The organism is Rhodophyticola sp. SM2404 (assembly GCF_053570515.1).
The window spans coordinates 523,406-537,507 of record NZ_JBSEDL010000001.1; the positions used below are offsets into that span (position 1 = coordinate 523,406).

General features: G+C 56.9%; 17 protein-coding genes. 14 read left to right on the forward strand and 3 right to left on the reverse strand.

Annotated features, from left to right (window positions below):
• Nucleotides 1–6 precede the first annotated feature (6 nt).
• Nucleotides 7–1,224, forward strand: a complete 1,218-nt coding sequence (locus ACTYEO_RS02625; protein WP_449322148.1) for a winged helix-turn-helix domain-containing protein — start codon at nucleotides 7–9, stop codon at nucleotides 1,222–1,224.
• On the opposite strand, the gene ACTYEO_RS02630 is transcribed toward ACTYEO_RS02625, so the two are convergent.
• The 3 genes from ACTYEO_RS02630 to ACTYEO_RS02640 all read right to left on the reverse strand — a co-directional run bounded on the left by ACTYEO_RS02630 (nucleotide 1,221) and on the right by ACTYEO_RS02640 (nucleotide 3,166).
• The gene (locus ACTYEO_RS02630) at nucleotides 1,221–2,276 is read right to left on the reverse strand and encodes a YeeE/YedE family protein (RefSeq protein WP_449322149.1); all 1,056 of its coding nucleotides are present in this window, start codon (nucleotides 2,274–2,276) and stop codon (nucleotides 1,221–1,223) included. The genes ACTYEO_RS02625 and ACTYEO_RS02630 overlap by 4 nt on opposite strands.
• Before the next feature lie 61 nt (nucleotides 2,277–2,337).
• Nucleotides 2,338–2,640, reverse strand: coding sequence for an ArsR/SmtB family transcription factor (locus ACTYEO_RS02635; protein WP_449322226.1), 303 nt, complete (start codon nucleotides 2,638–2,640; stop codon nucleotides 2,338–2,340).
• 115 nt (nucleotides 2,641–2,755) lie between these two features.
• On the reverse strand, nucleotides 2,756–3,166 hold the full coding sequence (locus tag ACTYEO_RS02640; RefSeq protein ID WP_449322150.1) for a hypothetical protein: 411 nt from the start codon (nucleotides 3,164–3,166) through the stop codon (nucleotides 2,756–2,758).
• Between the two features lie 10 nt (nucleotides 3,167–3,176).
• Between ACTYEO_RS02640 and ACTYEO_RS02645 the strand changes: the two genes are divergently transcribed.
• The 13 genes from ACTYEO_RS02645 to ACTYEO_RS02705 all read left to right on the forward strand — a co-directional run bounded on the left by ACTYEO_RS02645 (nucleotide 3,177) and on the right by ACTYEO_RS02705 (nucleotide 14,042).
• The gene (locus tag ACTYEO_RS02645; RefSeq protein ID WP_449322151.1) at nucleotides 3,177–3,917 is read left to right on the forward strand and encodes a cytochrome c biogenesis CcdA family protein; all 741 of its coding nucleotides are present in this window, start codon (nucleotides 3,177–3,179) and stop codon (nucleotides 3,915–3,917) included.
• A 27-nt stretch (nucleotides 3,918–3,944) separates the two neighbouring features.
• The gene (locus ACTYEO_RS02650; protein WP_449322152.1) at nucleotides 3,945–4,517 is read left to right on the forward strand and encodes a thioredoxin family protein; all 573 of its coding nucleotides are present in this window, start codon (nucleotides 3,945–3,947) and stop codon (nucleotides 4,515–4,517) included.
• A gap of 120 nt (nucleotides 4,518–4,637) precedes the next feature.
• Nucleotides 4,638–5,114 carry a sulfur oxidation c-type cytochrome SoxX gene (gene soxX, locus ACTYEO_RS02655; RefSeq protein ID WP_449322153.1) on the forward strand — a complete coding sequence of 159 codons (477 nt, stop codon included), beginning with the start codon at nucleotides 4,638–4,640 and terminating at the stop codon, nucleotides 5,112–5,114.
• A 30-nt stretch (nucleotides 5,115–5,144) separates the two neighbouring features.
• The gene (gene soxY, locus ACTYEO_RS02660; protein WP_449322154.1) at nucleotides 5,145–5,567 is read left to right on the forward strand and encodes a thiosulfate oxidation carrier protein SoxY; all 423 of its coding nucleotides are present in this window, start codon (nucleotides 5,145–5,147) and stop codon (nucleotides 5,565–5,567) included.
• An 18-nt stretch (nucleotides 5,568–5,585) separates the two neighbouring features.
• Entirely contained in the window at nucleotides 5,586–5,915 is a 330-nt protein-coding gene (soxZ, locus tag ACTYEO_RS02665) for a thiosulfate oxidation carrier complex protein SoxZ (RefSeq protein WP_449322155.1), read from the forward strand.
• Nucleotides 5,916–5,951: 36 nt separating this feature from the next.
• On the forward strand, nucleotides 5,952–6,812 hold the full coding sequence (gene soxA / locus ACTYEO_RS02670; protein ID WP_449322156.1) for a sulfur oxidation c-type cytochrome SoxA: 861 nt from the start codon (nucleotides 5,952–5,954) through the stop codon (nucleotides 6,810–6,812).
• 77 nt (nucleotides 6,813–6,889) lie between these two features.
• Complete coding sequence (soxB, locus tag ACTYEO_RS02675) at nucleotides 6,890–8,584, forward strand: thiosulfohydrolase SoxB (RefSeq protein ID WP_449322157.1); 1,695 nt, start codon at nucleotides 6,890–6,892, stop codon at nucleotides 8,582–8,584.
• 32 nt (nucleotides 8,585–8,616) lie between these two features.
• Nucleotides 8,617–9,891, forward strand: coding sequence for a sulfite dehydrogenase (gene soxC / locus ACTYEO_RS02680; RefSeq protein ID WP_449322158.1), 1,275 nt, complete (start codon nucleotides 8,617–8,619; stop codon nucleotides 9,889–9,891).
• A gap of 1 nt (nucleotide 9,892) precedes the next feature.
• The gene (locus tag ACTYEO_RS02685) at nucleotides 9,893–10,975 is read left to right on the forward strand and encodes a c-type cytochrome (protein WP_449322159.1); all 1,083 of its coding nucleotides are present in this window, start codon (nucleotides 9,893–9,895) and stop codon (nucleotides 10,973–10,975) included.
• Between the two features lie 3 nt (nucleotides 10,976–10,978).
• Nucleotides 10,979–11,671 carry a c-type cytochrome gene (locus ACTYEO_RS02690; RefSeq protein WP_449322160.1) on the forward strand — a complete coding sequence of 231 codons (693 nt, stop codon included), beginning with the start codon at nucleotides 10,979–10,981 and terminating at the stop codon, nucleotides 11,669–11,671.
• 88 nt (nucleotides 11,672–11,759) lie between these two features.
• The gene (locus tag ACTYEO_RS02695; protein WP_449322161.1) at nucleotides 11,760–13,025 is read left to right on the forward strand and encodes an FCSD flavin-binding domain-containing protein; all 1,266 of its coding nucleotides are present in this window, start codon (nucleotides 11,760–11,762) and stop codon (nucleotides 13,023–13,025) included.
• A 58-nt stretch (nucleotides 13,026–13,083) separates the two neighbouring features.
• Complete coding sequence (locus ACTYEO_RS02700) at nucleotides 13,084–13,515, forward strand: DUF302 domain-containing protein (RefSeq protein WP_449322162.1); 432 nt, start codon at nucleotides 13,084–13,086, stop codon at nucleotides 13,513–13,515.
• Between the two features lie 152 nt (nucleotides 13,516–13,667).
• Nucleotides 13,668–14,042 carry a VOC family protein gene (locus ACTYEO_RS02705; RefSeq protein ID WP_449322163.1) on the forward strand — a complete coding sequence of 125 codons (375 nt, stop codon included), beginning with the start codon at nucleotides 13,668–13,670 and terminating at the stop codon, nucleotides 14,040–14,042.
• Nucleotides 14,043–14,102 lie beyond the last annotated feature (60 nt).

A 14,102-nucleotide genomic window follows, 5' to 3' on the forward strand; every position in this document is an offset into this window, starting at 1 on the left:
CTGAGCATGTCTTTACGCGCGGTCCCCTTGATCGAGATTGGTGCCGCGCGCGCGCTGTTTCTACAGCATCACGGATTGGGCACGCTGCCATCTGGCCCTGCCAAGGGGCAGGCGCTGAGTGATCTTATAGAAAATTTGGGCTTTGTTCAGGTCGATAGCGTCAATACCTTTGCACGTGCGCATGACCATATTCTGTGGTCACGCAGGCAAAGCTACAAACCCGCCTCGTTGCGCTGGCTGAATGACCGTGCGCGCGGCGTGTTCGAGCATTGGACGCATGACGCCTCGGTTATCCCCGTGTCCTTCTTTCCCTATTGGCGGCTGAAATTCGAACGGGATCGTGCAAAACTGCATAGCCGCTGGAAGACATGGCATGGCGGCGAGTTCCATTCGGAGATTGATGGCGTGCTGCGCCATATCCGCGAGCATGGGGCGGTCTGCTCATCTGAAATGAGCGAGAAGCGGGTCGAGAAATCAACAGGCTGGTGGGATTGGCACCCTGGCAAGGCGGCGTTGGAATATCTCTGGCGCTCAGGCGATTTGGCGATCACACGGCGTGACGGGTTTCGCAAGTTTTATGATCTGTCCGAGCGTGTGATCCCGCCTGAACATCTGAACGCGCGCTTTGAGACCGATACCATCATTGATTGGGCCTGTGCCGCTGCCCTTGATCGGTTGGGGTTCGCGACATCAGGGGAACTGGCGGCGTTTTTTGCGCTGATCACCCCCGCCGAGGCGAAGACTTGGGTTGCGCAGGCGCTTGCCTCACGCCGATTGGCCGAGGCCAATATCCAAGGCTGTGACGGCAAATTGCGCCGTGTCGTTCTATGGCCCGAGGTTTTGGCAAGCGTTGACGCCCTCGCGCCCATCCCGAAGCGGTTGCGCATCCTCAGCCCCTTTGATCCCGCCTTACGTGACAGAAAACGCGCCGAGCGCCTGTTCGGCTTTCACTACCGGATCGAGATTTTCGTGCCTGAAGCGCAGCGCAAATACGGCTATTATGTCTTCCCCGTCATGGAGGGGGACCGCATGATCGGGCGGATTGATATGAAAGCGGATCGGACCGAGGGGGTTTTGAACGTCACGGGGTTCTGGCCCGAGGTGGGGATCACGATGGGAAAGGCGCGCTTGGCGCGGCTTGAGGCCGAGTTGGACCGCGCGGCGCGGTTTTCCGAGCTGGATCGCGTGGTGCTGTGCAATGGCTGGTTGCGCGCGGCGGCCTAAACCTCAGGTGCAAGCCCGAGCAGCAATTGCCGCAAACCGAACCACGCCCCGATCCAGATAGAGGCGGCCACGAGGGGGGCGGTTGCCGAAAGCACCGAGAAGGCCGACAAGCCCTGACCGATGCTACACCCTGCCGCCAGAACAGCGCCAAGTCCCATCACCGCTGCGCCCACAATCTGGCGGCGCAATTCGCGCGGGTCTTCGCAGGCTTCCCACCTGAACCCGCCTTTGATCAAGCTGCCAATAAAGCCACCAAGCACAACCCCCAGCACCGACCCCATGCCGAATTTCGGGGCCAGACCTGTCGAGAACATCGCGTAATGGATCGTCTCGCCAATGGGCGCTGTGAAGGTATGGGAGACAACGGGCCAAGCCTCCCAGCCATTAATGGAGACCCAGTGGGTTCCCAAAAAGCCGAAGGAAATGGTGCCGCCGATTGCAAGGCTCCAGATGATCCGAGAAGTCGCCCCTTTGCGCGGGGCAAATGCTATTGCCGCGATGATCATGATTGCGCCGATGGCCATTCCGATGGCGTTTGGCGAGAGGTTGAGTGCGTCACCCAATACATGAGCAAGGCCGCTTGCGCCTTGAGTTTGTGGCGTGACAGGAAAAACATTCAGCCGCCACATAGCCAGCATGCCTGACAGCGCGATCATGGCGGTCACGCCCATCACCATCGCAATCATGAAGGCGCGCAGGTCTCCTCCGCCCACGCGGGCAAGGGCCGTGAAGCCGCAATTGCCCGTTTGGGCCATCCCGTAGCCAAAGAGCAACCCCCCCAAAATCGCACCTGCGATCGAGAATGAATTCTGTAGATAGATGACTGCTGCAAGGTTCAAGACACCTGCCGCTGAGAGTGCAAAGTTTGAAAGAATTGCCACACCCAATGCGCCAACCCATAGCCAAAGCCGCGCGCTGGTATGGCCGTAATGCACATCCTCGATCATGCCGAGCGTGCAGAAGCCTTTGACCCTTGCAGCAAGGCCAAGCACAACTCCTCCGACCAAACCGATAAGAATGATCGCCGCCGGTTCGCCGATCCATTCGAGCATGCTCTCTCCCTTCACGCTCTGGGTATTTAAAGCAGCGCCCTGTCTGACGGGGCGCTTGATGCTATTTACAAAATAGGTCGTAGACCTGTTCGATGATCTTGCGTGCGCGGTCATCTGTCAAACTGTAAAAAATCTGTTTGCCCTCGCGGCGAGCGGTCACGAGACCTTCCAGCCGCAAACGTGACAGCTGCTGGGAGACGGCAGCTTGGCGTTGGCTCAGCATTTCTTCGATTTCGGTGACCGATTTCTCGCCATTGGCCAGCGAGCATAGGATCATCAGGCGGCCTTCATGGCTGATCGCTTTGAGAAAGTCCGAGGCGGTTTGTGCATTGCAGCGCAAGCGCTCCCATGTGTCCGCGTCCATCTGCTGATCGGGATCAGGCAATATGGTTGGCGCAAGATCGCTATTTCGCATCATAAATTCTTCCCATTGGCGGCTCTGTCATGGGCGGGTTCGGGCAATATCTGTGCCCTAACGCTCATTCTACATCCGCTTGCTCGATGAGCCGTCCCAGAAGGCCCCAAAAAAAATCTTCGCCCGGATATCCTTCGATCCGGCCGATTTCTTGCCCATCTGATACCAATATGAATGTGGGCGTGTAAACGGCTCGCGTGGCAAAACTCAGATCATCCGGCACGGCTTGCCTAATATCTATGCGTCTAAGCGGTGCAGTGAGCCCTTCAGGGGTCAAAGGGTATTCGGGCCCAACTTCTTCCATCCAGCGTGCGCACCACACACAGCCCTGTTCTTCGACCATCACCAGTTCAAGCTCCGAGGCGGAGGCCTGCGTTCCAATCGTCAAAACCATGATTGCTCCTGCAAGCATGCGCGCCGCGATTGACTTGGTGAAAAATATCCATCCAATATGAATATGTGAATATTTTAGCATTGGGCTCTTCATGTTTGACGTTACATTTGGCGGTGCTTTTGTTGCGGGGCTCCTGTCATTTTTGTCGCCCTGCATCCTTCCTATGGTGCCTTTCTACCTGAGTTACCTTGCTGGTGTAAGTGTAAATCAGGTGACGGGCGGCGAAGGGGTGACGCGCGCTGTGCGTCTGCGGGCGATTTTGGCGGCCACACTCTTCGCGGCGGGCATCCTGACGGTATTCGTGGCTTTGGGCGCGTCGGCTTCGGTCTTTGGTCAGATGCTGCGCGAGTGGTTCGATGTTTTGCGTTGGGTTGCTGCGGCCCTGATTATCGCAATGGGCCTGCATTTTCTGGGCGTGCTGCGGATTGGGATTCTTTATCGCCAGTTCCGTGCCGAGCCAGGCGATGTTTCGAATATGTCGCTTGGCGGGGCCTATGTGATCGGGCTTGCCTTTGCCTTTGGCTGGACGCCCTGCGTTGGCCCCGTATTGGCCGCGATCCTGTTCACGGCGGCGGGCACGGATACGGCAGGGCAGGGCGCGATCCTTTTGACAGGCTATGGCATGGGCATGACATTGCCCTTTATTCTTGCCGCCGCTTTTGTGGGGCCCTTCATGCGCCTCATGGCGCGGTTTCGTCCGTATTTGGGTGCGGTCGAGAAGATCATGGGTGTGATGTTGATCGTCTTTGGCATTCTGATTGCCACAAATGCGCTCAATTATATCGGCCAGTGGATGATCGAGAATTTCGAGATTTTCCGTCAGATCGGCTGACGGGTACCAAAGGGGGAGGAAACACAGATGATCAGGAATTTATGCGCCGCGGCATTGGTGGCTTTGCTACCCAGTTCCTTGCCTGCCGTGGAATTGGGAGATGACGGATTACATGTCGCGCCATGGATAAACGAGACCTTCCGTGATCTGCGCGAAGATCTCGAGGAAGCCACCGCGAATGGTCAGCGCTTTGTTGTGATGATCGAACAGCGCGGCTGCATCTACTGCACCCAGATGCATGAGGAGGTCTATGTGATTCCCGAAATCGAGGAGCTTCTGAGTGAGGCCTTCTTCGTGGTGAGAATCAATATGTATGGCCAAACGGAAGTGACCGACCTCGACGGCGAAACCATGTCCGAATCCGAGATTGTACGGCGCTGGAGCACCATGTTTACACCGACAACCTTCTTTTTGCCCGAGCAGGTAGAAGAGGGGCTGACGGTGCCGCAAGCCGCTGTCGCTATGGTGCCTGGAGCCTTTGGAAGATGGACCACTTTCAACATGCTCAATTGGGTTCTGGAGGAAGGTTATGACAGCGGTGAGCCCTTCCAAGCCTATCACGCACGGCTTTTGAGTGATCAAATTTCTCAAGGAAATTAATACGTTCCGCTGAACTGCATATATTTGTATTCAAAAATACAAATATGTTGTTGCAATGACGTATCGAGGCTGGTTACGCTGTATACAGAGGTGGACAGTTCACCTTAGGGAGGAATTGCATTGAAGCGCCAACTAGTCTTGGCGGCACTCTTCGGAGTGGCCGCAACCGCCGTGACCGCCGAAGGGATCGCACCCTCGGACGTCGTGGTGACTGAATACGGTGAAGTGATGGAGTCTTTGACAGGCGTTGCGGGTGATCCCGTGCGTGGGGAAGAGGTCATGACAAGCCGCGGTTTGGGTAATTGCATTGCGTGCCATCAGGTCTCTGCACTTGATGAATACGATTTCCATGGTGAAGTCGGCCCAATGCTTGACGGTGTCGGATCGCGTTGGGACGCGGCTGGCCTTCGCGGCATTGTCGTGAACGCCAAAGGTGTTTTCCCAGAGTCGGTCATGCCCGCATTCTACAGAACAACCGGATTTACACGGCCAGGTAACGCTTTCACTGGGCGCGCTGCAGAGGGTGAGTTGAGCCCACTGCTGACAGCGCAGGATGTGGAAGACGTTGTCGCCTATCTACAAACGCTGACCGACTAATCCGGCACCAGCGAAAAGGAGAAAATACACATGTCAGTTAATCGTAGGCAATTTGTTGGGTTGGGCCTTTCGGCAGCAGCGGCTGCGGCTCTGTTCCCCGGCATCGCCTCGGCCAACCTTGTAGATGAAGCCATCGCAGGCTTCACAAGCGGAGCCGATCTTTCGGATGAGGGCATCACCCTGATCGCACCTGAGATTGCCGAAAACGGCAATACAGTGCCGATCGAGGTCAGTGCACCTGGCGCCGAGGCAATCTTTGTCCTCGCAACAGGGAACCCGAACCCGAATGTTGCAACATTCAATTTCGGCCCGCTCTCCGCGAACCAAGCCGCATCCACACGGATCCGTCTTGCCGGCGAGCAGGATGTCGTTGCGATCGCACGTATGGCGGATGGTAGCTTCCGTCGCGCTGTTGCGAACGTGAAAGTCACCATCGGCGGCTGCGGCGGCTGATAGGGAAGGACCAGAAAAATGGCAGATAATGTAACACCACGCGTACGCGTTCCTCGTGAAGCATCGGCCGGGGACGCCGTTTCGATCCGCACGCTGATCTCTCACCCGATGGAAAGTGGCGTACGTCGCGACGGCGATGGCAACACGATCCCGCGTTCGATCATCAACCGCTTTACCTGCACCTTTAACGGTGAATCGGTGGTCGACGTGACCATGGAGCCTTCGATCTCCACAAACCCGTATTTCCAGTTTGAAGCAGTCGTACCTGAATCCGGCACTTTTGCGTTCACTTGGTATGACGACGACGGTTCGGTCTATGAGGACTCAGCCGACATCACTGTGGCTTGATGACTTTGGTCATCGCAAGGGAGGAGGCGAAAGATCATGAACTTTAAGCTACTTACAGTTGGCGGCATGGCTGCAATGGCACTCAGCGTTTCTGCGGCAGCTCTTTGGGCTGATGAAGACGCGGAACTTGTGATCAATGGCGATATGGAGATGATCGTGCGCGCTGATGCGCCCGCGCATCTCGATGGTGCCTTGAACACGGTCTATTCGGGTTGGATTTTCCGCTCGGATGGCACGCAGGCCATGCAGACCGATGACTTCGAGAACCCTGGTATGCTCTTTGCCGAGCAGGGACAGCAATTGTTCGACACGGAAATGGGTGCAAATGGCGAAAGCTGCGCATCCTGCCACGAGAACGCTGAGTCGCTGTCCAATGTGCGCGCCACCTATCCCCAGTGGGATGAGGAGCATGGCACAGTCCAGACTGTCGAAATGCAGGTCATCGAATGCCAAACCGAGCAGATGGGCATGGAAGAGCCTTGGGGCATCAATAGCGGTGAAATGCTGAATGTCACAGCGCTTCTGGCCTCTGTTGCCCGTGGCAATGTCGTCAATGTTGCGATTGACGGTCCTGCTCAGGAAACTTGGGAATTGGGTCGTGATATCTATTACACCCGTTTTGGTCAGCTTGAGCTGAGCTGTGCGAATTGCCATGAAGAAAACTATGGCAACTACATTCGTGCAGACCATCTGAGCCAAGGCCAGATCAACGGTTTCCCGACATACCGTCTCAAGAATGCACGCTTGAACGGCGTTCAGAACCGCTTCCGTGGGTGTGTACGTGACACACGTGCCGAAACCTTTGCCATTGGCAGCCCCGAGTTCACCGCTTTGGAACTCTATGTCGCCTCGCGCGGCAATGGTCTGACCGTCGAAGGCCCTTCGGTCCGCAACTAATCAATTTGCCCGCTCCGGTTCAGCCGGGGCGGGTTTCTGCATTAACATATGCAAAAAATAGAATGTAAGGATCTCACATGATCGCGCGCCGTCACTTTCTTCAGGCAGCTCTTGCCACAACCGCGCTTTATGGCGCTTCCGGCTTTGGCAACTGGGCCAAGCTCTCCGCGCAGCAGCGGCTGACCCAAGATGATCTGATTGGCGGGAGCGGCACGGGCAATGTCACCTTGGTCCATATCACCGACATCCACGCGCAAACGCAGCCGCTCTATTTCCGCGAGCCCGAGTTCAACCTTGGTGTTGGCGCGCAAGAGGGGCTGGTGCCACATTTGACAGGCGCGGATTTCCGCAGCGCCTATGGGATCGAGCAGGGCTCGGCCATGGATTACGCGCTGACCTATTCCGATTTCTCCTCCCTCGCGCAGAGCTATGGCAAGATGGGCGGGCTTGATCGTATCTCGACCGTGGTCAAAGCGATCCGCGCAGATCGCCCTGAGGCGATCATTCTGGATGGTGGCGATACTTGGCAGGGCTCGCTTCCTGCTTTGCGCACCGATGGTCAGGATATGGTTGATCTGTTCAACGCGCTCGGCGTTGAGGCGATGACCTCGCATTGGGAATTCACCCTTGGCTCGGCCCGCGTGAACGAGATTATCGAGACCTCGCTCAACCCTGCCTTCCTTGGCGCGAATATCTTTGATGCTGAATGGGATGAACCTGTTTTCGACGATTATAAAATGTTTGAACGTGGCGGCACCTCGATTGCCGTGATCGGGCAGGCTTTCCCCTATATGCCAATCGCCAATCCGGGCTGGATGTTCCCTGAATACAGCTTTGGTCTGCGCCGCGAGCGCATTGCAGAAGTTGTACAAGAAGTGCGTGCCGCGGGCGCGCAGGTTGTGGTGCTGCTGTCTCATAACGGCTTTGACACCGACCGCCAGTTTGCCCGCGATATCGAAGGCATTGATGTGATCCTGACGGGCCACACCCATGATGCGCTGCCCGAGCCTGTACAGGTCGGCAATACCTTCCTGATCGCATCGGGGAGCCATGGTAAATTCGTGAGCCGCGTTGATCTGGATGTGCGCGATGGCCGTATGCAGGGCATCAATCACCGTCTGATCCCGATCTTCTCGGATGTGATTACGCCTGATGCGGAAATGACCGCTCTGGTGGATGAGACCCGCGCCCCCTTCATCGACGAGATGTCCGAAGTGATCGGTGAGGCAGGATCGCTGCTGTATCGTCGTGGCAATTTCAACGGCACTTGGGATGATGTGATCTGTAACGCTCTGATCTCGGAGCGGGACGCGCAAATCGCACTTAGCCCTGGCTTCCGTTGGGGCGCATCTGTCATTCCGGGGCAGGCGATCACGCGTGAAGATATCTTCAACGCCACCTCCATGAGCTATCCTGAGGCCTATCGTACCGAGATGACGGGCGAGTTCCTCAAGGTGGTCATGGAAGATGTGGCCGATAACATCTTCAACCCCGACCCCTATTACCAACAGGGCGGAGACATGGTCCGCGTTGGTGGCATGGGCTACCGCGTAGATGTGAACGCACCCGCGGGCGAGCGTATCTCCGAGATGACCCTGCTTGAGACAGGCGAGCGGATTGACCCCGCGCAAAGCTATGTCGTGGCCGGTTGGGCCAGCGTCAATGAAGGCACCGAAGGGCCTGCGATCTGGGATGTGGTCGAGAACCATATCCGTGCGCAAGGCACCGTAAATGTAGAACCTAATAACAGCGTTGATGTGGTTGCTGGCTGATCCGGCCCACCACTGAAAGAGAAGGATTGAACATGGTAGATGATCCGAAATTCACCCCGACACGTCGTCGGTTCCTGCAAGGGGCAGCCGTTGCAGGCGGCGCAGCCGCCACTGGGCAGTTGGCACATGCACAAGCGGCTGATCCGCTGATCACCGATCTGGGTGAACAGCCTTGGTCGCAATATCTGGGCGACGGTGTTGATGCAGCGCCTTACGGCATGCCATCGCGCCATGAGGCCCATGTGGTGCGCCGCAATGTGCCTTGGCTGACCGCAGATAGCGTCTCGTCGGTCAATTTCACGCCTTTGCACGAGATGGACGGCATCATCACGCCAAACGGGCTGTGCTTCGAGCGCCATCATGGCGGTGTTGCCGATATCGCACCTGCGAATTTCCGGCTGATGATCAACGGTCTGGTCGATAACCAGATGGTCTTCACCCTTGAAGATATCCTGCGCTTCCCGCGTGAGAACCGGACCTATTTCCTCGAATGTGCGGCCAATTCGGGCATGGAATGGCGCGGCTCTCAGCTCAATGGCTGCCAGTTCACGCATGGGATGATCCATAATGTCATGTATACGGGCGTTCCTCTGCGTCTGCTTCTGGAAGAGGCGGGCGTCAGGACCGAAGGCACATGGCTTCTGGCCGAAGGTGCGGATGCCTCGGGCATGTCACGCTCCATCCCGATGGAAAAAGCGATGGATGACTGCCTTGTCGCCTTTGCCATGAACGGCGAGCGTTTGCGCCCCGAGCAGGGGTATCCCGTGCGCCTCGTGGTTCCGGGTTGGGAAGGCAATATGTGGGTCAAATGGCTCCGCCGTCTCGAAGTGGGCGATGCGCCTTGGCATCACCGCGAGGAGACCTCGAAGTATACCGACCTGCTGGAGCATGGCGAAGCCCGCCGCTTCACATGGGAGATGGACGCCAAATCGGTTATCACCAATCCGAGCCCGCAAGCTCCTATCACCCACGGTCCTGGTCCGACCGTTTTGACGGGTGTGGCATGGTCTGGCCGCGGCACGATCCCACGGGTGGATGTCACAATTGATGGTGGCATCAACTGGCATCAGGCCCGCATGTCTGGCCCATCTTTCGACAAATCGATGCACCGTTTCTACTTTGAATTCGATTGGGACGGCTCGCCGATGCTGCTGCAATCACGGGCGCATGATTCAACTGGCTATGTCCAGCCAACCAAGGACGCGCTGCGCGAAATCCGTGGCGAGAACTCGATTTACCACAATAACGGCATCCAGACTTGGGCCGTGGACGAAAGTGGTGCAGCCGAAAACGTGGAGATCGGATAAGATGAAAAAAGTACTTACTCTTTCCGCAATCCTTTTGGCGGGTAGCGCAAGCCTTGCATTCGCTCAGGAAGCCGCAGCCCCCTCGCGGGATGGTGGTTATGGTCTTGGTCGGGCGGCAGCGCCCGAAGAAGTCGCCGCATGGGATATCGATATTCGCCCTGATGGCATGGGCCTGCCTGCGGGCTCGGGCGATGTCTGGACGGGCGAAGAGCTGTGGATCGCACAATGCTCGGCCTGCCATGGTGACTTTGGTGAAGCCGTTGGCCGCTGGCCTGTTCTGGCAGGTGGGTTCGGCACGCTGGACGGCGAAGATCCTGTGAAAACCATCGGCTCCTATTGGCCCTATCTGTCGACCGTGTGGGATTATGTCCACCGCGCAATGCCATATGGCGCGGCACAGAGCCTGTCGGATGATGATGTCTACGCCATCGTTGCATATCTAATGTATGTAAATAATCTGGTGGATGATGATTTCACCCTGTCGAGTGACAACTTCCTTGATGTCCGTCTGGAGAATGAAGAGAATTTCTTCATGGATGACCGCATCGAGGTAGAATTCCCCATCTTCACGCAAGAGCCTTGCATGGAAAACTGCGCCGAGAGCATCGAGATCACGATGCGCGCCGCTGTTCTCGATGTGACCCCTGATGAGGGAACGGATGAGGCCGTTGTCGAAGAAGCGGCTGTTGTCGAAGAGGCCGCCGTCGAGGAAGTGGTTGAAGAAGCTGTTGTAGAAGAAGTGGTTGAGGCCGCTCTTGACCCAGCCCTGATCGAGGCGGGCGAAAGCACGTTCCGTCAGTGCCGCTCCTGCCACCAAGTTGGTGACGGCGCGCGCAATGCGGCAGGCCCCGCGCTGAACGGCATCTATAACGCTCAGGCAGGCACCCGCGAAGGTTTCCGTTATTCGCCAGCATTGGTTGAAGCGGGCGAAGGCGGCACCGTCTGGACAGACGAAACCCTGACTGCCTTCCTGCTGGACCCACGCGGCTATATTTCGGGCAACCGGATGGCCTTCCGTGGTGTGCGGGATGAAGCCGATATCCCTGGCTTGATTGCTTATCTGCGGTCCGAGGGGGGCGAATAACAAATGATGTGGCGAAGCATTGTTGTACATAGCTTCGCCGCTGTGACACTCGCATCCTCCCCCGCGTTGTCACAGGGCGATGCTGCACAAGGCGAAACACTGTTTCGTCCTTGTGCAGCCTGTCACATGATTGGGGATGGCGCGGTCAGCCGCGTCGGCCCACATCTGAATGAATTGATCGGGCGGCCTGTCGGGGCTTTGCCCGATTATCGCTATTCATCCGTCTTGGAAGAAGCAGGTGCGGAAGGCGCGGTCTGGGATGAGGCGGTACTGGAGCGTTTCCTTGAAAGCCCGCGTGATTACTTCCCGGGAACCCGCATGGCCTTTCGGGGTGTGCGCGATGCTCAGGAACGGCTTGATCTGATTGCCTATATGAGTGCGGCAGGCGGCCAGTTTGAGGGCGCGATTGCCGAGGCAAGCGAGGGCGAGGTTGACCCCGAGATTGCAGCGATCCTCGAGATTGCGGGTGATCCTGCCTATGGCCAATATCTGTCATCAGAATGCACAGCCTGCCACCGCGCGTCAGGGGGCGATGATATCCCCTCGATCGCAGGTCTTGCGCCATCTTCCTTTATTCACGGCATTGTTGCCTACCGTAATGGCAGTCGTGAGCATGGGGTGATGAATACAATTGCTGCGCGTCTAGGCGATGAGGAGATCGCAGCGCTCGCAGTTTATTTCGAAGGTGTTGAATAACAGCGCCACCGGAATTTAGATGGGTCCGATCGGAGGAGATAGGTCCCGAAACACGGCTCGGGAAACCGATGCAAAATGGGAGGAAATTATGAGTATTAACAGACGTGTATTTCTAGGAAGCGCTGCGGCGGTTTCTGCCACGCTTGCCGCACCGATGGTGGTGCGTGCCCAAGCAAGTGCGAATGTCGTGGTTGTTGGCGGCGGTGCGGGCGGTGCAACCGCAGCGCGCTATATCGCACAGGCCAGCAATGGCGCCATCAATGTCACCCTGATCGAGCCGTCGCGGGCCTATTACACCTGCTTCTTCTCGAACCTGTATCTCGGCGGTTTCCGTGAATTCGACAGCCTTGGCCATACCTATGGCAAACTGGCCTCGGATTACGGGATCAATGTTGTCCATGACTGGGCGACGGCCGTGGACCGCGATGCCAAGACCGTATCGCTCGCAGGTGGTGGCGCGGTGCCTTATGACCGTCTCGTCCTCAGCCCTGGTATCGACTTCATCGAAGACAGCGTTCCTGGCTGGTCCACGGCGTCGCAAAACGTCATGCCGCATGCCTATAAGGGCGGCAGCCAGACTGAATTGCTCAAGGCGCAGGTCATGAATATGCGCGAAGGTGGCACCTTTGCGATGATCGCACCACCCAACCCTTATCGCTGCCCTCCTGGCCCCTATGAGCGGGTATCGATGGTTGCGCATACGCTCAAAGAGGTGAACCCGACCGCGAAAATCCTAATCGTTGATCCAAAGGAAGGCTTCTCCAAGCAGGGTCTTTTCGAGGATGGTTGGGAGCGTCACTATTCGGGCATGATCGAGCGGATCGGCCCTGATTTCGGTGCTGGCAATGTGTCGGTCGACCCGAATGCGATGACTGTTGATATCGATGGTCAGGTTGAAACGGTTGACGTGTGTAACGTTATTCCTGCGCAGCGTGCGGGCAATATCGCCTTTGCAGCAGGCATCACCGATGGCAACTGGGCCCCTGTTTCGGCCTATGACCTGTCCAGCACCATGGATGAGAATATCCATGTTCTGGGTGATGCGGCAGCACAGGGCGCGATGCCAAAATCGGGCTTCTCGGCCAATAGCCAAGCCAAGGTTGCGGCCAATGCGATTGTCGCGGCCCTGACAGGCAGCACAGCCTTCCCAGCACGGTTCTCGAACACATGCTGGTCGCTGATCGAAACCAATGATGGCATCAAAGTCGGTGCCACTTATGAAGCCTCGGATGAGGGCATCGTCAGCACGGGCGGCTTTGTCAGCCAAGTGGACGAGACCGCTGAGGTTCGTGAAGAAACCTATCGTGAGAGCCTCGGCTGGTACGACGCGATCACGGAGGACATGTTCGGCTAATCGGACAGGAGGCGGCGGTTATCATGCCGCCGCCTCTTTCCCAATTAAGGATAACGCTATGAAAACGGTACTCGCTCTTCTTTGCACAATGGTATGCGCGGCCCCCGCCATCGCCCAAGATGCTGTCACTTACCCGTTTGAGGGAAGCTTTGATGATGCGACCTTCGCCGTTGAAAGCGCGATTATCGACCGTGGTTTGGTGATTGATTACACCAGCCATGTGGGTGACATGCTCAACCGCACGGCAGCGGATATGGATAGCGATGTTATGATTTTTGATCAGGCGGATATCTTCCTGTTCTGCTCGGCCGCAATCTCTCGCCGCGTGATGGAAGCCGATCCCTTAAATATCGCCCATTGCCCTTATGGCATTTTCGTCACCACGGTTGACGGTGAGGTCCGCCTCGGCCACCGCACCTATCCCGATGGTCCCATGCAAGAGGTGGAAGCCCTGTTGGATGCGATCATTCTTGAGGCACGTGGCGATTAACAGGTTATGCTCTCTGGCTGATGGCTGCGCTCCTTCCAATTGATCCGCTTTGAGCGGGAACTGACCACATAATCATGCGTTAATTTGACAGGCTGGGGCTTCTGCCTTCAACTGATCATGCTTGAACGACTCAATCTGCATTGGGGATCGCTATGGTCAAAGTTCTTGGAATTGGCGGGGTGTTTTTCAGGTCGAAAGACCCGAGCGGTCTCGCCCAATGGTATCACCAGCATTTGGGGATTGATCCTGTCCCCTCGGATGCCACGCAAACCCCTTGGAGAACGCAGGAAGGGTTTACCGTCTTTTCCCCCTTTGCGGGGGATACGGATTACTTCCCGCAAGATCGCAGCTTCATGCTGAATTTTCGCGTCGCCGATCTGGACGCGGCGATTGCAGAGCTGAGCGCCGAAGGTATCGCCTGTAGTGACGTGCAAGCCATGCAAGGTGTCGGGCGCTTCTCGCGTCTTCACGACCCCGAGGGAAACCCGATTGAGCTTTGGGAAGCTGACAGCGCGCTGGAGGCCTAAACGTCATCGGAGTTTCATCTAGGGGGGAGTTCCTTTGACGGCGGCTTTGTGTAAAAGGCG